Genomic DNA, 18,008 nt, shown 5'->3' on the forward strand with positions numbered 1-18,008 from the left:
CCTTTCACTCTACGTGTATATATTATAACCACATAGAGTGAAAGTCAACACTTTTAGTGTAAATTCCGCTATACGCTTAACTTTCACTATTAGTGATAGTATATTAAATTTATACACAGGTGGTGAAAATATGACTCAAGGACAGCGCATTGCTGAATTAAGAAAAAGTAAAAAAATGAGCCAAAGTGAATTATCTAAGGCCATCCATGTCAGCCCAAGCACGATTGGAATGTGGGAAACAGATAATCGCGCCATTAAAGATGATGATCTTGTTAAACTTGCTGACCTCTTTAACGTCACAACGGACTACTTGCTTGGTCGAACAGATAATCGCCATGAAGATATTTTGGCTGCTGCTCACTTAGACGAAGACATTAATAAAATGTCTCCTGAACAGCGCAGAGCCATTTATGACTTTATCGAATTTCAAAAGCAAAAGATTGACGAAGATAACAAAAAGGATTGATGCGTATGGATCGAATCGATTCGATCATGAAGGATTATCCTGAACTACAAATTAAATACGTTGATATGCCGGATAAACTCGGCGGCTTTATTTACGGTACTACTATCTTCCTAGATAAAAATAGGTCTGAAGATGAACTGATTGCAATTTTATACGAGGAAATCGGCCACTATAAGACAACCGTCGGGAATATCATCAAAGATGGTCTGGGCTGTGCTAAACAGGAGCGTACAGCCCGCGTTTGGGGTATGAAACAACATCTATCGCCGGAAACGTTGGAAAAATATTCGGCGCAAAATATTGATAGCGATTACGAAGTCGCTAATGAACTTGGGGTTAAAGTTAGCTATCTACATGACATTGGGGCCGTGTACGGCTATAAATATAAGCATTTAGCTTACTAATTGGAGGAGTTAATTATGAAGAAGCTTATGGGGTTATTAGGCGTGGGCATTGTTTCACTTTCACTTGCTGGTTGCAGTAATTCTGCTAACAATTCTGGTAGCACAAAAGATACTGCCGTTAAATTAACTAAGCAAGACTTACGCGACAAATATGCTAATACAAGTGATGCACAAGCAAATGCTTATAATGCCATGTTAGACAATGCCGAGAACAAAATTTCAGATTCAGAATACTCAACAAAATTGCAGACAGCTCTCGAAAAAATTAATAAGCAAAACGAAAATTTGGATGCAACATCAACAAACAAATCGGCTGCCAGAGACCTCAAAAAGTTTAACGACTTTGGAGCTGACACCATAATTGATTTGAAAAATAATAATGGTGAAGAATTTAATAAAGATGCTAAAGCCCAAACTAAGGTAAATAACAAAGTTCGACCTGAAATTAACGCTCCTCACCCTGCAAACTTTAACAAGACAATTAAGCGTTGGCATAAGTACGCTTCTAATCAACCACATACTACTAAAAATTCAATTGTAACTCCGGATTACACGATTACAATAACGAAAACAGAAACTACGCCTCACTTTGAAAGTGGCACTGATCTTGTAATTTACTACGACTTTAAGAACACATCATCTGATCAAAATATTGAACCAGAAGATGAATTCATGAACGGTGAAATCACTCAAGAAAATGACACATCTATCGTAACTTTAAATACTGGCAACCCAGATAACAGTGATCCGTTCGCATCTTTGGAAGAAGCGTCTCAACAAAAAGTTAAGCCTGGTGCTACGGTTCAATGTGCTATCGATTATGAACTAGACAATTCGGATAACGTTGTTAAAATGACAGCCAAAGATGAGAATCTCAACAAAATAGGTTCATTAACTATTTGGAATCCAAACGACTAACCGGGGGCGCGCAATGAAAAAATGGGTAAGTTTGGGGGTGCACTATGTATAAAGAAAAGATTGCTGCATTTTATCCAGTACGTATTGATCGTTCCGATGAACATCTTGTGTACTACACAGCACCAAGATTTCCTAGTGATATTCGAATGATTCTAAACGCGACCCTCTTCAATCTTGTGCCAGATAAGGGATACCTGCTAAAATATAAGTTTTTTGATTACAGTGAAACCCTATTCTATCATTTCGATGTTCACTATAAACTCCTCTCTGAAACTATTACTGAAGACCAACGTTTTGGTGATTATGCCAGCGCTATTCAGCAGCTGGCCACGCCGTTCATTCGCATCATCGAAACGGCCCGACAATTTCGCATTGTCATGGAACTTTGGGATTTAGATGAGACCCAGGACAAAGAGACTGTTAAATTAGATGATGCTGTCTGCTACACCGCAGTTAGACAGGAGGAACACAATGAATGAGTCACCGAATGCCCCCAAGAATCATGAACCTTCTACGCTTATTGACCTTTCATCAAGGACAAATATAGGCCATAATAGCAATGGAGGTGAACCACCTATGAAAAAAGATTATGTAACGCATCAAGAACTGGACCAAGCTACTGATAAACTGAACCATCGAATTGATCTGTTAGAGGCCCATATTGATACTAAATTTGAATCAATAAATACCAAGTTCTCTGATATGAAGGTTTGGTTCCTAGGTATCGTAATCACAATTATTTTAAGTGGCCTGTTTTTCAAATAAGCAAAAGTGCCCTCACTCCGCCGCCACGGAATAAGGGCACTCGCCTCGTTACAAAAATAATCAATTTATTTCTTACGGTTTAGCAATTCTTTATAAGAATCTGCTGCCACGCCAGGAATGCCACGGCTATGATAGTCTTTTCCCTCAAGAATGAAATGAATCTTCTGCAATTCAAATAATATTTGTGTTAGTAAGCTTAATTCTTGTTCCGAGTGGTTGTCCATGTAAAACATCTCCTTATAAATATAGGTAAACAATTTATTGGTGCTGTTTTACCATAGATTCTCTTAAGTTTAGTTTGCGGTCAAATCTATCTTCCGTCTCAGATAAAAATTTAGTTATAAAATCACTATTTATCTTCATTGCAAAAACAACAATAACAAGAGTCACGATAACGTTGATGACTACAGAAAGAACAAACCAAAACATATAAACTCACTCCTTAATCGAACATTTGTTTCTTACAGAATACCACACAAAAGTCTGGAAAACACCAGGCTTTGCTTTAGCTCTTAAAAAGAACGTTAGTTGCCCTATTTTGAAAGGAGGTGTTGCCCACTTTCTCCTAAAAAATCCTAGCCCGGTTAAAAGAGAAAGGATCATATCAAAATTGAAATACATCAACGACACAAAATTAAAGTCGGATTCTCGCATTCATTCATACGAGACTGCAACCAAGAAACGAGTTTACCGAGTGGCATTTAAGCGCACCATTATGGGCGTGGTAAACCGTTTTGAGCGTCAAGGATTTGAGACCAAGGAAGATGCCGCTATTTGGGCAGACGAGACTTTACGGCAGGCCATACTGATGAATGGGAAGGCCAAAAATGTAACTGTACAAGAGTACTATGAAGCCTGGTCAAAAAAGAATATCAGCACTGGTCGCTGGGCCAAAGATTCTGAAAGAACCTATGGGTTTATTTTTCGGACGTACATTTTACCCAGATACAAAAACATCAGACTGATTGATATTAATCACCAAGAATTTCAAAACTATCTTAATTGGCTGGCCACTGTTGAACGTCCAAACGGTTTGATTGGCTACTCATCATCAACACTGCACACAGTACACAATATGTTTTCGGTATTGATCAACGACGCCGTGCAAAATGAAATAGTAGCCGTCAACAAGATCAAGCGTATGCAGATTCCCAGCGGTCAGCACAAGCGCAATATTGAAATCTCAAAGGGAAATTACGACAAAGCCATTGCTTTGGCCAGAGTAATGCTATCACCGCTTGAACTGGGCGCATTTTACCTAAGTTTATACGGCTTACGCCATTCTGAAATTTTAGGAATGCAGTTTGAAAGCGTCCATCAAGATCATGTATTTGTCAAAATGACCCGTACCAAAGCTGTTAGTGAGGGGCAAGAGAAAACAAAAACCGACTTATCGCGTCGCGTTGTGCCAATATCACTAAAGACTGCCAACATATTAGCTGCCGCCATGCAATACTCTAAAAAGGTCTGTGAGAGTACGCAGCATGAATGTAGCCCTAACAGTTTTATCTTTGTCAACGATTTTGGTAATCCGGCCGGTTATGGCTGGATCAACAAATGCTTCCAACGAATCTCAAAAAAATTAGGATTTTACATTTATCCGCATTTGATGCGTCACGCTTTCGCAACGTTCGCCATGCCAGGCGCTGACGATCAAAAAGACGTATCTAATATTTTAGGTCATAAAAATTTAGAAATGACCATGGCCTATGATACCGGCACAAAAGAAGGACAACGCAAAGTGATCAACTTCTTAGATTTATAGTCCGCCATTTTCGGTATACAGTCCGCCATTTGTCCGCCATGCTTTGAGAAAGCAAAAGAAACTACAAGAAAATAAATCCCATAAGTGCCATTGATTATTGCTGATTAATGGCACTTTTGTTCGTATGGATTCTTGCCCCTTCTTGTCGTTTCCTGTCAAAAGTAGGGCTAGCTTAATTGCACTTTAAGCTTTTCCTGCTAAACTAGATAACAAGAACTATTATTATTTAGCGAAGGAATGGTGAGCGTTATGTGGCATTTTTTAAAGCGATTACGCCAATTACTCAATCCAAATCAGTTGCCACACTCAAATCAAGCTCGACCCCAGACCACTAAGGCGCAACCGCGCCCTGCCACCGATCAAGCACAGTGGGCTTACCTGCCACCTGTTTATATTCCAAAAGACATTCAGCCCTATCAAGAAGATGCGCTGGTGGTTGTGTCCTACCTAGACGAAACCGGCGCAACGCTAAAGAAGTCGGATTTGATTGCTGGGCAAGTTGGTCAGGCCTTTCAGTTAACGATTCCTGAATTTCCAAATCATTATTTAGCACGGCTAGTCAACTACCACCGTTATTTTTTACATGCGCGCGCCAATATTCAACTGGTCTATGCAACACAGTTGGCAGCCCCTGTGATCGTTTATCATTATGATGAACAGCACCATTTATTAAAGGCACCACAATATTTATTAGGCCGCCCTGGCGATGCTTATACCACCGACTCACTTGATTTACCACAATATCGTATTTTACGTGCGTCAGTGAATCGCACCGGGCAATTCAATCAGGAAGTTCAGGCAGTGGTGTATCTTTATCGGAATTTAACTTTCCGGTGGCAAACCCGCTACTTGAAAACTCGGATCCAAGTACTGGCCACGAAACAAACCTTTAAAGCCCCTAATGATACGCCACTACCAGCGCCACTACCGGCCCAATCCATTTGGCAAGTTTTTCGTAAGGTTTGTGCCGCTGATGGCAGTCTTTGGTATGACCTTGGTGGCCAGTGGATCACCACAAGTGCCACCAAGCGCGTCCAACAACAGCCGCGCTTTAATCCTAAGGCCTTGCCGAGTGCAAAACCCCTTTACCAACAAACCGCTTTGATTCCTGGTCAACGCCGTGGCGCAGTGGATTTTGTACCTGGCAAACGTGTCCAAACTTGGAGTCGTCCTTATGGTGATTTCCGAACCCGATTGGCCAATGGTCAGATCGTCAATATCGTAAAAGGCGTTATTTTAGAAAACAACACGGTTTGGTACCAGCTCGAAGACGACAGTTGGCTGGAAGAAACTTATTTACGACTGCTGCCACCTACTGGTGAATTACAAGCACCGATTCCGCTAACCTAAAAAGCTCACGTTCATTGCAACTTGCAATTGAACGTGAGCTTTTTAGCGTCGTGGTAGCTGTATTTTTTTAAAATCAAGTTGTGTCAATAATAAGGCACTAATAATCAGTGCGCCACCAATCACCAAATTCGCAGTGATCGGTTCAAAGCCTAACAAGACTGAGAAGAAACTACCAAACATGGCCTCTGTCATTAAAATCAAGCCTGCTGGTGTCGGATCTGTAAACCGTTGGCCCACCACTTGTAAGGTTTGCGCCCCAAATGAGGACAGTACGCCCAGTACCAGTAATGGCATGATGGCTTGCGGCCAGTTAATCGCATGATACGTGGGAATTTCAAAACAAACGGACCAAGCGAGCCCGCCGACCGCCTGCGTCAACCCTAGCATAAATGAAATCACCCACGGGCTGGCATCGGCCGCACTAGAGCCAAAATAAACAATTTGTGCAGCATAGATAAAGGCCGAAACCACCGTTAGCAAATCGCCTAATTGAAAGTGCAGTCCCACCTTGATCATGTTTGTCAGAAACACCATGCCTAATAAGCACAATGCAATGGCAATGTAACTGCGCCGTTCCGGGCGTTGCCGTTGCCAAAGCCACATGATAAACGGGACGATCACCACATAGATCGCCGTTAAAAACGCATTATTACTCGGTGTGGTATATTGTAACCCAATCGTTTGCACCAAATAGGCGACAAAATTCACTGCTCCTGCAATAAAGCCCACCCAAAAGTCACGTTTCTTCATGTGGTTGATTGCCTGATGGAAGCACAAGTAGGCGAGCCCCATATAGATCAACCCACGAATTCCAACCATTAACCCAGCCGGCACATGGGCATTGATTGCTGCTTTCACCACCACATAACCAAAACCCCAAATCACGGCACAGGCCAATAGCATTAAATTAGCCTGCATTTTTGATAACCGCATGCTTACATCCCCCTTTTCCAAAAAGAAAGCGCCCAATTCGTTTGAATTGACCGCCAACTTCTGTTTCTACAATTCTGTTGATAATTTTGCCGTTAGTTCGACATCTGGATACTTTTGTTGGAACCACCGTTCGGCAAAGGTGTTTTCAAATAAGAATAAGGGTGCGCCACTGCGATCGCGTACCAACAAGTTACGCGAAGACGACATTTTTTCGTCTAATTGTTCTGGTTTGATCCAACGGGCAATTTTAGAGCCCATGGGTTCCATGACAACATCGGAATTGTACTCATTTTTCATTCGGAATTGGAACACTTCAAACTGCAATTGCCCAACTGCGCCAAGAACGTAATCGTTGGTCAGCACCGTACGATATAATTGAATCGCACCTTCTTGTACCAGTTGATCCATTCCTTTGTGGAAGGATTTCTGTTTCATCACGTTTTTAGCGGTGACCTTCACAAAAAGCTCTGGGGTAAATTGAGGTAACTTTTCAAATTGCAGGGCTTTCTTACCCGCATAAATGGTATCTCCAATTTGAAAATTCCCAGTATCGTACAAACCGACAATATCCCCCGCAACAGCTTTCTCTACGGTTTCACGGGTATCTGCCATAAATTCAGTCGAATTGGAGAGCCGTAATTTGCGCTGCGTCCGTTGTAACGTGACATCCATGCCTCGGTCAAACTCCCCTGAACAGATCCGAACAAACGCGATCCGATCACGGTGGTTCGGGTTCATATTCGCTTGAATCTTGAAAATAAACCCAGAAAATTCTTCATCTGTTGGTTCAACCTGTTGATCATCTTGCGTTTTATGCGGACTAGGTGCCGGTGCATATTGCAAGTAAGTATCTAAGAATGTTTTGACCCCAAAATTAGTTAAGGCAGAGCCAAAGAAAACTGGGGTTTGGTCCCCGGTGGCAACCTTTTGCGGATCAAAATCATTGCCTGCTTCCAACAATAATTGGACGTTTTCCAACGCTTGTTGATACAAACTATCTTGTTGAATCGGATGTGGTTGCTGCAAATCACCAGTTGTTGCATCCAACGGTAAATACGCTGCTTCATCCGCTTTCGGATGGTAAAGTTCCACCCGTTGGTGATGAATGTCATACAATCCTTGCAAGGTTTTCCCCATGCCGATTGGCCAGTTCATTGGATAAGCCTCAATTTTTAAGGTCTCTTCTAATTCGGCGATTAAATCCAAAGGCTCTCGGGAATCCCGATCCATTTTATTCATAAACGTAAAAATCGGAATCCCGCGCATCCGACAAACTTGGAATAATTTCTTTGTTTGTGGTTCGATCCCTTTCGCGGCATCGATCACCATGACAGCTGAATCCACTGCCATTAAGGTCCGGTAAGTATCTTCTGAAAAGTCCTCATGCCCAGGGGTATCTAAAATATTGATTCGTTTACCTTGATAATCAAACTGTAAAACCGAACTGGTAACGGAGATCCCACGTTGCTTTTCAATCGCCATCCAGTCAGATTTAGCAAATTGGCCACTTTTTTTCCCTTTAACCGTGCCGGCTGAACGAATGACCCCGCCAAACAAAAGTAATTGTTCAGTCATGGTGGTTTTCCCAGCATCAGGATGTGAAATAATGGCAAAAGTGCGCCGTTTGTTAACTGCCGTTGCTAAATTTTGTGCTCCCATACTTAGATCCTTTCTCTATTCCGCTGACTGTTTTTCAGGCAACGTGACCCATAAATCGACCAACCGTGACCCAGCCATGGCCCCTGTTTCTAACACCAAACCATTGGCAAGGGTCAAGCTTAGATGCTGACCGTCCTCAGGAATTCGGCCTAACTTGGTTAAAACATATCCTGCAATCGTGTCCACATCCGCACTTTCAAGCTGCGTTCCGAACAAATCGTTAAATTCATCCAATGCAAACTTGCCTTGAACAGCATAATGTTGGGCATCGATCTTACGATAATTAACATCTGCTTCGTCTGTTTCATCGTCGATTTCACCAACGATTTCTTCCAATAAATCTTCAATGGTGACTAACCCGACTAACCCGCCGTATTCATCAAGTAAAATACTCATTTGGTTTTGGGATTTTTTCATTTCATATAATAAATCATCAATCATAATGGTTTCTGGCGCAAAAAGGGGTTCTTGCATCAAATCCGCTAAATGAACCTGGGCAAAGCCCACAGCATGTGCCCGTTTTAAAACATTTTTAATGTGCACAACGCCTAACACTTTATCTTTATCATGCCGATACACTGGAATCCGTGAATAGTTTTGTCGTAATATTTCATCAATGTTGGCTTGATCATCATCTTCCAGATCCACCATAAAGGCATCGGTGCGCGGCACTGCCACTTCTCGAGCCATTTTACGGCGCATTTGAATAATGCCTTCAAACATTTCAAACTCATCTGATTCGATCACGCCATTTTTTTGGCCATTTTCCATCATGTCCAACATTTCCTGGCGCGTTAAATCAGGTTGAAAAGTGGTTGAATCGGCTGTCCCAGGGCTTAAGATTGCTAACAAGTGGCTCACCAACCAAGTCAGTGGTGAGAGAACCCACTTAAAGAGCCGCATCACCGGTGCCAGGCGCAGGCCTAATTGAGCGGCATGGCGCCGTCCAACGCGACGCACCAGTTGGTCCGCAAAGACTAACCAGCACAAATACCCGATCACTGCCACCAATAATTGAAACCCAGTCGGCTGTGTGCGCAACAATAAGAACAAGCTTCCAACTAGAAAACCGTCACTTAATAGCTGTAAACTTTCTAAACTGATCTCAACCTGTGGCGCTTGATCCAACAATTTTAAAAAGCGCTGCGCTGGTTCTGACTTCATTTCTAACAATTGTTGGCGCGATGCATTGGTTAACACCGACATTAATAACGCAAAAAAGGACCGTAAAATCAACATACCTAATGCTAAGACGCCCAGCCATATCTGACTATCCGGGTCAGCACCCATGAAAACATCCACTCCGTTCTATTAAACCATGACAATCACTGACAAATAGTACCATTAAATCTAAGCCATTTCAATTTTTACTTTCGTCATCAGGCGGCTGCGGTGCCGCTGGCAGCGGTAATGTTTCGGCTGCCTTCTGTCGCAGCTGATAAATATTCCAAAAATAAGTGACAATTGTTTTCGCAATCGCGTAAACCGGAATGGCCAAAATCATCCCCATAATACCGGCTAAGTTTCCAGCAACCAGTAATAGCACAATAATGGTTAAAGGATGGATTGCCAGCGTCCGCCCAATCACGTTAGGGTAAATCAAATTACCATCTACCTGCTGAACAACGATCACCACGATGATCACCAAAACAGCTTCCATTGGTGAAACTGTAATGGCAATTAACAAGGCCGGTGCAATGCCAATATAAGGGCCGACGTAAGGAATGATATTACAAATACCGGCAATAAAGCCTAGCAAAAAGCCATACGGCATTTGAATCAATAAGTAACCTAAAAACGTAAAGGTGCCCACGAATAAGCACTCGATCAACTGCCCTGCAATATAACTGGAGATCGTATTGCCCATTTTCACTAACAGATCCGTGGCTTCTGCTCGATACCGTTGGGGCAACAACCGTTGCACGTTGGGAATCAAGCGTTCCCCATCCCGTAACATGTAAAAGAGCATCACCGGTACCGTGATTGCCGTGACCACGACGCTGGTAATCGTGCCAACCACTGACCCAATGCTATTGGTTAGCGAGCTTAAAACTGATTTTAAAATATCGCCAAAGGATAAATTAAGCTGATCGATGTACTGCTGAAAATCAATTTTACGCAACCAAGGGTTATGGATCTCCTGCCGCACAAAGCGTTCCATTTCTGAAGCAAATGCCGGCAATTGTTGAATCAACTGGGTAATTTGTTTGATCAAATTGGGAATCACTGCTAAGATGATCAACACCAAGCCACCAAAAAACAGCAAAAATACCAGCATGATCGCCCAGCTGCGTTTAATGCGAAAGCGACCTAAAAACTTGATCAGTGGGTTGAATAAATAAAATAAGAAACCGGCAATGACAATGGGAATAAACAGCGTCGACACAAAGGTCCCAATCGGTGAGAAAATGAAACTGATGCGCGTGCAAACAAAAATAATGGTTGCCACTAGCAGAATCTCAACCGACCAAAAGAACAGTGCCGAGCCGTGAAAGCGTTCAAACATGTTATCACATCCATTTTTCAGCGCGCATAGTCACGCGATTTGTTATAATCATTTTATCAGACTTTTAAAGCCAGCTTACGTTTAACCTAGAAAAAGAGTGATTTTTATGAATTTCAAACATACCCACCAGCTTAACAGTCAAATTTATCGCGACGCCTTAAGCGTGCGCCAAGCTGTTTTTATTGAAGAACAACAAATTGATCCGACGCTGGAGATCGACGCTAATGAAGCACAAGCCATTCACTTTGTCGGTTACCAAGCTGCACTGCCGGTGGTCACAGCACGGTTATTAACTGAACCTGGTGGCTACCACGTGCAACGGGTGGCCACGTTAAAGGCTTATCGTCATCAACAACGGGCGAACGCTTTATTTCGCGAACTGATTGCCTATGCGCGGACGCACCAGCAACAGTACTTGATTCTTGGCGCCCAAGACCACGCGTTAGGGTTTTACCAACAACTGGGCTTTCACCAGACAAAACGTCCTGGCTTTTTAGATGCCGGTATTCCCCATCACGAAATGCGCTTAGATTTGGTTTAATGCCAACAAAATACCCGTCACCTTTCAATTGGAAGATGACGGGTATTTTATTTGGTCGTTTGAACGGCCGAACACACGATGACTACCGGTGGGCGAGTTCTAAGTAACGATTGTACCAAATATCAATGTATTCCTTTGAAAAAGGACCCTTATGGTGATCAGACCAGTCAACCAACACGTTGACATTCGCCTTTAAGATCTTATCTGTTGCGTTTGAGTAGTGCCAACGTTTACTGTTGACCTCATATTCATCCACGTCTAATAACTTCCGCTCGCCATCTGGAAAGACTTTGACATCTAGATCGTAATCGATATACTTTAAGGCTTCGCGATCCAAAACATATGGTGAGGCTAAATTACAATAATACGACACACCATTTTCTCGAATCATGGCCACCACATTAAACCAATAATGCTTATGAAAGAAAATAATCGCCGGCTCACGGGTCAGCCAACGACGGCCATCAGACTCCGTCACTAAAGTATGATCATTACAACCAATAATTTCGTTCTCCGAGGTTTTTAAAACCATCGTATCACGCCACGTCCGGTGTAAACTGCCATCATGTTTATAACTTTGGATCGCGAACGATTCCCCTTCTTTTGGAATACGCATGCGTCACCCTACTTTCTAAAGCTGTGAACACCGAATTATCACTACACATTATAGCAAAGTTTCAGGAAGATGACGAAAAATTATTTACTGTCTTTCAGAAAGCGTTGCTGCAGCTTCTTTTGCACGGTTGGCACTGCCAACTGATCATAGTCTGCTGCGGCAACCAATTGACCTGGGAAAAAGGCCAAATCAGTTTTTGCTGGTAACTTGGCTTGATACAGGTCGATCGTCCATTTTAAGTGGGTAAATGTATGGGTCACCGCCCGCCCCTTCACCGGCGTGATATTTAAATCAAGTTGGTAGGTTTGCGCCACATATTGGGTCAATAATGCGGACCAATCTGCCGGCAGTTTATCATTTTCATCCGATTGTAAATCAGCTGCACTTACCAGCGGATACGTCCAGAGATTTGCCAATAACCCTTGCCCTGGCCGTTGTTGCATCAACCACTGTTGCGGGTCCCCAATCACCAAAGCGGCTAAGTGAACGGGCTTGGGTTTTGGCTTTTTCGTTTTCACTGGATAATCAAGCTGCGTCCCAGTTTGATACGCCTGACAATATTGTTGCACCGGGCATAACAAACACGCTGGATCCTTAGGCGTACAAATCGTCGCGCCAAGATCCATGGTCGCCTGATTAAAATCACCAGCGCCTGTAGTGGGTAGCAACGGCCGAATCGCCGCTGCAAAAATCCCACGGGTTTTTGGCTGGGCCACATCGGCCTTAATTTGGAGCAACCGCGCAAAAACGCGGTACGCATTGCCATCCACCGCCGGCTCAGGAGCATCAAAGGCAATGCTGGCAATTGCGGCAGCCGTATACGGTCCAATCCCAGCCAGCTTTTCCAATTCAGTAGCCGTTTGCGGCCACACCCCTTGATAATCGGTACAGATCTGTTGCGCTGCCCGCTGCAAGTTGCGCGCACGTGAGTAATAGCCTAGCCCTTCCCAAGCCTTAAATAAAGTGGCCTCATCGGTTGCCGCTAAGTCTGCAATCGTTGGAAAGGCCTTTAAAAAACGCTGATAATACGGAATCACGGTGTGAACTTGCGTTTGTTGCAACATGATCTCTGACAGCCAAATATGATAAGGGTCATGAAAATGTCGCCACGGTAGATCCCGTTGATTTTGCTGGTACCAGTTTAAAAAATCTCGTTGAAATGCTTGCTGTTTTTTAGTCGTCCAATTCATCCTGCTGCTCCTTTAAGGCCAAAAAAGATTCAATCAAATCAAAGGCAAAGCCCTTTTGATAAAGTTTCTGTTTGACCTTTAACCGGCGCTGTTGGCCGGTATAACGCGCCGTTTGCCGCCATGCTTTTTCAGCTTGCAGGTTAAAGGCCGTCTGTTCTTGCGCTGTATCCGGCTGCAAATCAAGTTGGGCCATGATCAACGTGATCAAATCGCCGTTAAAGCCTTTTTGGCGTAAGCCCGTTTTCACCTTTTGTTGCTGCTGTTGAAAACTTTGACGGTGATAATGCTGCGCTAGTTTTTGCGCAACTTTCACCCCATTTTCAATCAGTTCTGCTTGGGTGTATTGTGCTAACGCCGCTTCGATCTGTAAATCCGCAACCCCTTTTTGTTTTAGTTTTTGACGAATCACGATTGGCCCTTTATCCGTGGTTAATTTAGCGGTCCGCACATAGCTGTCCGCATAATTTTGATCATCCAATAAATGTAATTCCTGTAGCCGTTTCACCACCGAATGCCGCACCGGTAATGGAATATCATGTTCTTTTAAATAATGGCGAATTTCAAATTCAGTTCGCAACTGATGTGATAAGTAATTAAGCGCCAGCTGATAAGCTTGTGAGGCCTGATCTGCTGCGCCGATCTGTGTTTGTTGTTGATCTGACAGCAGCATCCCTTTGGCCAGCCGAAACTGTACCAACACGGCCTCACTGACTGGAAAAGCATATTGGCCATCTAAATAAATGTTATAGCGTCCCCGACGCTTTTGGGCTTCAATTTTTGTGATCTCTGCATCTGCCACTTTTGTATCTTCCTTTCTAATCGAATCGGACAATGTGCTATGATAGGTGGGACAAAATAAGAAACGAGGGCTTGTACGTTATGCATACAGCACAACCACATTATCAACATCACATTAAACGGGGTCAAAAAATGACCCTGACGATCAAACGTCTCGGGATCAACGGTGAAGGCATCGGCTATTTTAAACGGACCATTGTGTTTGTTCCCGAGGCACTGCCAGGTGAAGTGATCACCGCTGAAGTCACTGACTTAGCGCCACGTTTTGTAACCGCTAAGCTCACTAGTATTCGGCAACGCAGCCCCCATCGGGTCACCCCTGCTGACGCAGATTACTTTGGCATCGTTGGCGGGATTGAGTTGGAACACTTAGACTACCCCGGTCAGTTGGCGTTTAAAGCCGATCTGGTCCAACAAAGCTTGACGAAGTTCAAACCGCGCGGCTATCAACATTACACCATTAAGCCGACCATTGGCATGACCGAACCTTACGCTTATCGCAACAAGGCACAATTTCAAGTTCGGCGTGAACATGGTCAAGTGATGGCTGGCCTTTATCGCCCGAATAGTCATGATCTGGTGGACCTGGCGACCTTTAAAACCCAGCGACCACTGACCATGGCCGTCATGCGCCAACTGGTTGCTGCGTTACAAAAGTTTGATGTCTCTATTTTTGATGAACGGCAACACCATGGGGCGCTGAAAACCATTGCAATCCGCGAATCGTTTGCCAATGAAACGCTGCAAGTCACCTTTATCACCACGGGTCCTGAACTCCCCCATCAAACGGAGCTGCTAATGTTTATTGCAACGCATTGTCCAGCAGTCGTCTCCGTGATGCACAATATTAATCCAGGACGCACCTCACGTATTTGGGGCCGGGAAACGCGCCATTTAGCCGGGGAAACGCACTTAATTGAAACCATTAACGGCTTAAACTTTGCGCTATCTGCACCCGCCTTTTTTCAATTAAACCCCATTCAAACCGCCAAACTTTACGCATTGGCACAAACCGCATTGGCTTTGGCGCCACAAGAAAATGTCGTCGACGCTTACTGTGGTGTTGGCACCGTCGGCTTGCCTTTGGCCCAAGTTGCAGGTGAAGTCCGTGGGATGGACATTATTCCAGCAGCCATTGAAGACGCTAAGCAAAATGCCAAACTGAATCACATTGCCAACGTTCACTACGAAGTCGGCGCCGCAGAAACGATTTTACCCCAGTGGTTAGCGCAAGGCTTTCAATTAGACGCTTTGATCGTTGACCCACCGCGTTTAGGGTTAGCCGACACGTTGCGCCAAACCATTTTAAAATACAAACCGAAAAAGTTTGTTTATATTTCCTGTAACCCAGCAACGTTGGCCCGCGACTTGGTTGATTTAACCAAGGTCTATCAAGTGGATTATTTACAACCCCTTGATATGTTCCCACAAACGGCACGGGTAGAGGTTTTAGTCAAACTCACCCGGCGTTAATCAAAAAGCACCTTAAACTCAAACCCGAGTTTAAGGTGCTTTTTGATCGTGCCACTTTAGGCTTTGCCTTCGAGTTCATGGCCTAATTTAATGATGTAATCGCGCAAATCATCTTTCATTTCGGCGTGCTGCAAACCAAATTCAATATTGGTGGTTAAATAACCAAACTTATTGCCGGTATCGTAGCGTTTGCCCGTAAACTGACGCGCAAAAACACGTTGGGTTTTATTCATATGATCAATGGCATCAGTTAATTGAATTTCACCGCCAGCATCAGGCTGTTGAATGGCCAAGCTCTTGAAGATCTCTGGGGTAAACAAGTACCGCCCGATAATCGCCAGATCACTTGGGGCATCTTCTGGTGCCGGCTTTTCAACAAAGTTCGCTACATTATAAAGACCAGGCGCTGTTTCAGAAGCCGGTGCAATCACACCATACTTGGAAACATCCTTATGTGGCACTTGCATCACCGCTAAGGTCGACGCATGGGTATTTTCATAGTCGTTCATTAATTGCTTGGTTAAAGGTACTTCGGACTGGGTAATATCATCACCTAGCATCACCACAAAGGGTTCATCAGCCACAAAATCCTTTGCCAGGGCCACGGCATCCCCTAAGCCTTTCGGATAAGATTGCCGCACAAAGAACAGCCGAATGCCCATGTTAGTGGTGCTTTCAACTAATTTTAACATAGCATCTTTATGCCGCTTTTTCAGCACTTGTTCCAGCTCGGGCACGGAATCGAAATGATCTTCAATTGGGCGCTTGCCTTTGCCCGTAATAATCAACATATCTTCAATTCCAGCTGCCTTGGCCTCTTCAACTAAAAATTGAATGGTCGGTACATCAACGATCGGTAACATTTCCTTTGCCATCGCCTTGGTCGCAGGTAACAAGCGCGTTCCTAACCCAGCTGCTGGAATAATTGCTTTACGTACTTTCATCAATTCGTTACTCCTTAAAAATCATAATCTGATCTGCTGCGCAGATTCTGACGGCTTGTCTGTTTTGCGCCAACAAAACCGTTTTCTTGCTTTGATTGTAACCAATTTAAGCCTAAGATGCAAAAAGTTATGGTGCCGGCGGCCGCTTATGGTAGCGACGCCGTAAAAAGGCCTGCAAGTGATTTTTGTTCTCGCGCACCCGACCAAAAAAGGTTTGTTCCACCACTACATTGACCACGGCGCCAAACATTAAGATCCAAGCCGAAAAGTCCAGCCAAAACATCAATACCATGAAAAAACCAATGGTGCCATAACTTAATAGTGAGCGGGTCAAATAACTGACATACAGTGAAAATAATTGCGCTAAGCCTAACCAACCTGCGGTGGTGATCACCGCCCCAGGAATCACACTCCGTAATTTCAATTTAATATTGGGCAGCACATAGTAGATCACCAATAACATCAGAAACATCACCGAAGTACTCACCGGCCACTTTAACGCCTGAAACGTGTCGATCAAATGCGCCGGTAGATGAAAAATTGGCGTTAAATAATCCAACACTTGCTGCCCAAAACTAAAGGTTAGGACGATGGCCATCATACAAATCACTAAAAAAATCGTCATCGGTAACGCCACTAGCCGTAATAAAATAAAATTCTGTTTTTCTAAAACCCCGTACGTCCGATCCATCATCCGTTTTAAAGCGTTGATTCCGCGGCTAGCGGTCCATAAGGTCCCTAAGGCCCCAAAAGATAACAAGCCACCATTACCTCGTCTTAAAAAGCGGTCAACTGTCGGCAACATATGTTTATAAATCGTTTCTGGAATCACGCCTTCGACGTAACTTAACACCGTTGCGCTATTTAAATGCAATAACGGTAACAAGTTGCCTAAGAAAATCAATAATGGGAAAATCGAAAGTAATTCCCAAAAGGCAATCACAATGGCACCATCATTGATGCCCGCATGGGTAAAACGATCAATAAAAATCGCCATAAAACGTCTTACCCGTTCACGTCGAGGGTGTTTTTTTAATTGATCCAAATAAGACACACCTATTCAAGCCGCCGTTACCCAGCGGCCCCCTTCTGATTTCAAACTATCTTATTATAACGGATATTGGCTGCTTTTGGTAACGTTTCTAATGTGCACGAACATTTTCATTCTGAAAAGAGTTTGCTATAATCAAACTTGATCGATTTGAATTAAAAGATAGAAAGAAGCGATTAAATGGCGCGGGCCAAAATTGTCTATGCCAGCATGACTGGCAACAACGAAGAAATTGCAGATATTATTTCGGAAGCATTTGAAAATTTAAACGTCGACGTTGAGGTTGAAGAAATTTCGCAAGCCGATCCAGCCGATTTTGAGGACGTCGATATTTGTGTCGTCGCCACATATACTTATGGCGAAGGCGATATGCCAGACGAAGCCATTGATTTTTATGAAGATCTACTGGAAGAACAATTAGACGGTAAGGTCTATGGGGTTTGTGGCTCCGGCGATTCGTTTTACGATCACTTTGCCAAATCAGTCGATGATTTTGATGCCGCTTTTGCTAAAACTGGTGCACAAAAAAGTGCAACCACCGTTAAAGTCGATTTAGAAGCAAATGGTGACGACATCGAACATTTAGAAGCCTTTGCCAAGGCGTTAGCCGAGGCCGCTGAATAACGGAT

At 43.6% G+C, this 18,008-nt stretch carries 19 protein-coding genes; 10 read left to right on the forward strand and 9 right to left on the reverse strand.

Annotation, left to right across the window (positions count from 1 at the left end):
* Positions 1 to 130: 130 nt before the first annotated feature.
* The 7 genes from FC07_RS10435 to FC07_RS10465 all read left to right on the forward strand — a co-directional run bounded on the left by FC07_RS10435 (position 131) and on the right by FC07_RS10465 (position 5,668).
* Complete coding sequence (locus tag FC07_RS10435; protein ID WP_057905051.1) at positions 131 to 466, forward strand: helix-turn-helix domain-containing protein; 336 nt, start codon at positions 131 to 133, stop codon at positions 464 to 466.
* A 5-nt stretch (positions 467 to 471) separates the two neighbouring features.
* Positions 472 to 870 (forward strand): hypothetical protein, encoded by a 399-nt coding sequence (locus FC07_RS10440; RefSeq protein WP_057905052.1) that lies wholly within the window; start codon positions 472 to 474, stop codon positions 868 to 870.
* Positions 871 to 885: 15 nt separating this feature from the next.
* Positions 886 to 1,788 (forward strand): DUF5067 domain-containing protein, encoded by a 903-nt coding sequence (locus tag FC07_RS10445; protein WP_057905053.1) that lies wholly within the window; start codon positions 886 to 888, stop codon positions 1,786 to 1,788.
* A 44-nt stretch (positions 1,789 to 1,832) separates the two neighbouring features.
* Positions 1,833 to 2,267 (forward strand): hypothetical protein, encoded by a 435-nt coding sequence (locus FC07_RS10450; RefSeq protein ID WP_057905054.1) that lies wholly within the window; start codon positions 1,833 to 1,835, stop codon positions 2,265 to 2,267.
* Positions 2,268 to 2,364: 97 nt separating this feature from the next.
* Entirely contained in the window at positions 2,365 to 2,553 is a 189-nt protein-coding gene (locus FC07_RS15915; protein ID WP_155797772.1) for a hypothetical protein, read from the forward strand.
* A 454-nt stretch (positions 2,554 to 3,007) separates the two neighbouring features.
* Positions 3,008 to 4,318 carry a tyrosine-type recombinase/integrase gene (locus tag FC07_RS10460; RefSeq protein WP_155797774.1) on the forward strand — a complete coding sequence of 437 codons (1,311 nt, stop codon included), beginning with the start codon at positions 3,008 to 3,010 and terminating at the stop codon, positions 4,316 to 4,318.
* Positions 4,319 to 4,567: 249 nt separating this feature from the next.
* Positions 4,568 to 5,668: a MucBP domain-containing protein gene (locus tag FC07_RS10465; RefSeq protein WP_057905057.1), complete on the forward strand. Its 1,101-nt coding sequence runs from the start codon at positions 4,568 to 4,570 to the stop codon at positions 5,666 to 5,668.
* A 42-nt stretch (positions 5,669 to 5,710) separates the two neighbouring features.
* Here FC07_RS10465 and FC07_RS10470 read toward each other — a convergent pair whose 3' ends face one another.
* The 4 genes from FC07_RS10470 to FC07_RS10485 form a co-directional block, all read right to left on the reverse strand.
* The gene (locus FC07_RS10470; RefSeq protein ID WP_057905058.1) at positions 5,711 to 6,601 is read right to left on the reverse strand and encodes a DMT family transporter; all 891 of its coding nucleotides are present in this window, start codon (positions 6,599 to 6,601) and stop codon (positions 5,711 to 5,713) included.
* A gap of 66 nt (positions 6,602 to 6,667) precedes the next feature.
* Positions 6,668 to 8,260: a peptide chain release factor 3 gene (locus FC07_RS10475; RefSeq protein ID WP_057905059.1), complete on the reverse strand. Its 1,593-nt coding sequence runs from the start codon at positions 8,258 to 8,260 to the stop codon at positions 6,668 to 6,670.
* 15 nt (positions 8,261 to 8,275) lie between these two features.
* A complete protein-coding gene (locus FC07_RS10480) occupies positions 8,276 to 9,550 on the reverse strand; it encodes a hemolysin family protein (protein ID WP_057905060.1) in 1,275 nt (424 codons plus the stop codon).
* Between the two features lie 70 nt (positions 9,551 to 9,620).
* A complete protein-coding gene (locus tag FC07_RS10485; RefSeq protein WP_057905061.1) occupies positions 9,621 to 10,766 on the reverse strand; it encodes an AI-2E family transporter in 1,146 nt (381 codons plus the stop codon).
* A 106-nt stretch (positions 10,767 to 10,872) separates the two neighbouring features.
* Between FC07_RS10485 and FC07_RS10490 the strand changes: the two genes are divergently transcribed.
* Entirely contained in the window at positions 10,873 to 11,307 is a 435-nt protein-coding gene (locus FC07_RS10490) for a GNAT family N-acetyltransferase (RefSeq protein ID WP_057905062.1), read from the forward strand.
* An 82-nt stretch (positions 11,308 to 11,389) separates the two neighbouring features.
* Here the strand turns inward: FC07_RS10490 and ntdP are convergent, their stop codons facing one another.
* From ntdP to recX, 3 genes are all read right to left on the reverse strand, one after another.
* The gene (gene ntdP, locus FC07_RS10495; protein ID WP_057905063.1) at positions 11,390 to 11,923 is read right to left on the reverse strand and encodes a nucleoside tri-diphosphate phosphatase; all 534 of its coding nucleotides are present in this window, start codon (positions 11,921 to 11,923) and stop codon (positions 11,390 to 11,392) included.
* 80 nt (positions 11,924 to 12,003) lie between these two features.
* Positions 12,004 to 13,113, reverse strand: a complete 1,110-nt coding sequence (gene mutY / locus FC07_RS10500) for an A/G-specific adenine glycosylase (RefSeq protein ID WP_057905064.1) — start codon at positions 13,111 to 13,113, stop codon at positions 12,004 to 12,006.
* Complete coding sequence (gene recX / locus FC07_RS10505) at positions 13,097 to 13,912, reverse strand: recombination regulator RecX (protein WP_155797775.1); 816 nt, start codon at positions 13,910 to 13,912, stop codon at positions 13,097 to 13,099. Before recX ends, mutY begins: the two co-directional genes overlap by 17 nt.
* An 80-nt stretch (positions 13,913 to 13,992) precedes the next feature.
* Here recX and rlmD point away from each other — a divergent pair, with 80 nt between their 5' ends.
* Positions 13,993 to 15,384, forward strand: a complete 1,392-nt coding sequence (rlmD, locus tag FC07_RS10510) for a 23S rRNA (uracil(1939)-C(5))-methyltransferase RlmD (RefSeq protein ID WP_057905065.1) — start codon at positions 13,993 to 13,995, stop codon at positions 15,382 to 15,384.
* A 56-nt stretch (positions 15,385 to 15,440) separates the two neighbouring features.
* Here the strand turns inward: rlmD and galU are convergent, their stop codons facing one another.
* Positions 15,441 to 16,328 (reverse strand): UTP--glucose-1-phosphate uridylyltransferase GalU, encoded by an 888-nt coding sequence (galU, locus tag FC07_RS10515; RefSeq protein ID WP_057905066.1) that lies wholly within the window; start codon positions 16,326 to 16,328, stop codon positions 15,441 to 15,443.
* A gap of 127 nt (positions 16,329 to 16,455) precedes the next feature.
* A complete protein-coding gene (locus FC07_RS10520; protein WP_057905067.1) occupies positions 16,456 to 17,325 on the reverse strand; it encodes a YihY/virulence factor BrkB family protein in 870 nt (289 codons plus the stop codon).
* Between the two features lie 234 nt (positions 17,326 to 17,559).
* On the opposite strand from FC07_RS10520, the gene FC07_RS10525 reads away from it, so the two are divergent.
* Entirely contained in the window at positions 17,560 to 18,003 is a 444-nt protein-coding gene (locus FC07_RS10525) for a flavodoxin (protein ID WP_057905068.1), read from the forward strand.
* Positions 18,004 to 18,008: the final 5 nt, after the last annotated feature.

This window comes from Loigolactobacillus bifermentans DSM 20003 (assembly GCF_001434575.1).
In the GTDB taxonomy this organism is placed as follows: Bacteria; Bacillota; Bacilli; order Lactobacillales; family Lactobacillaceae; genus Loigolactobacillus; species Loigolactobacillus bifermentans.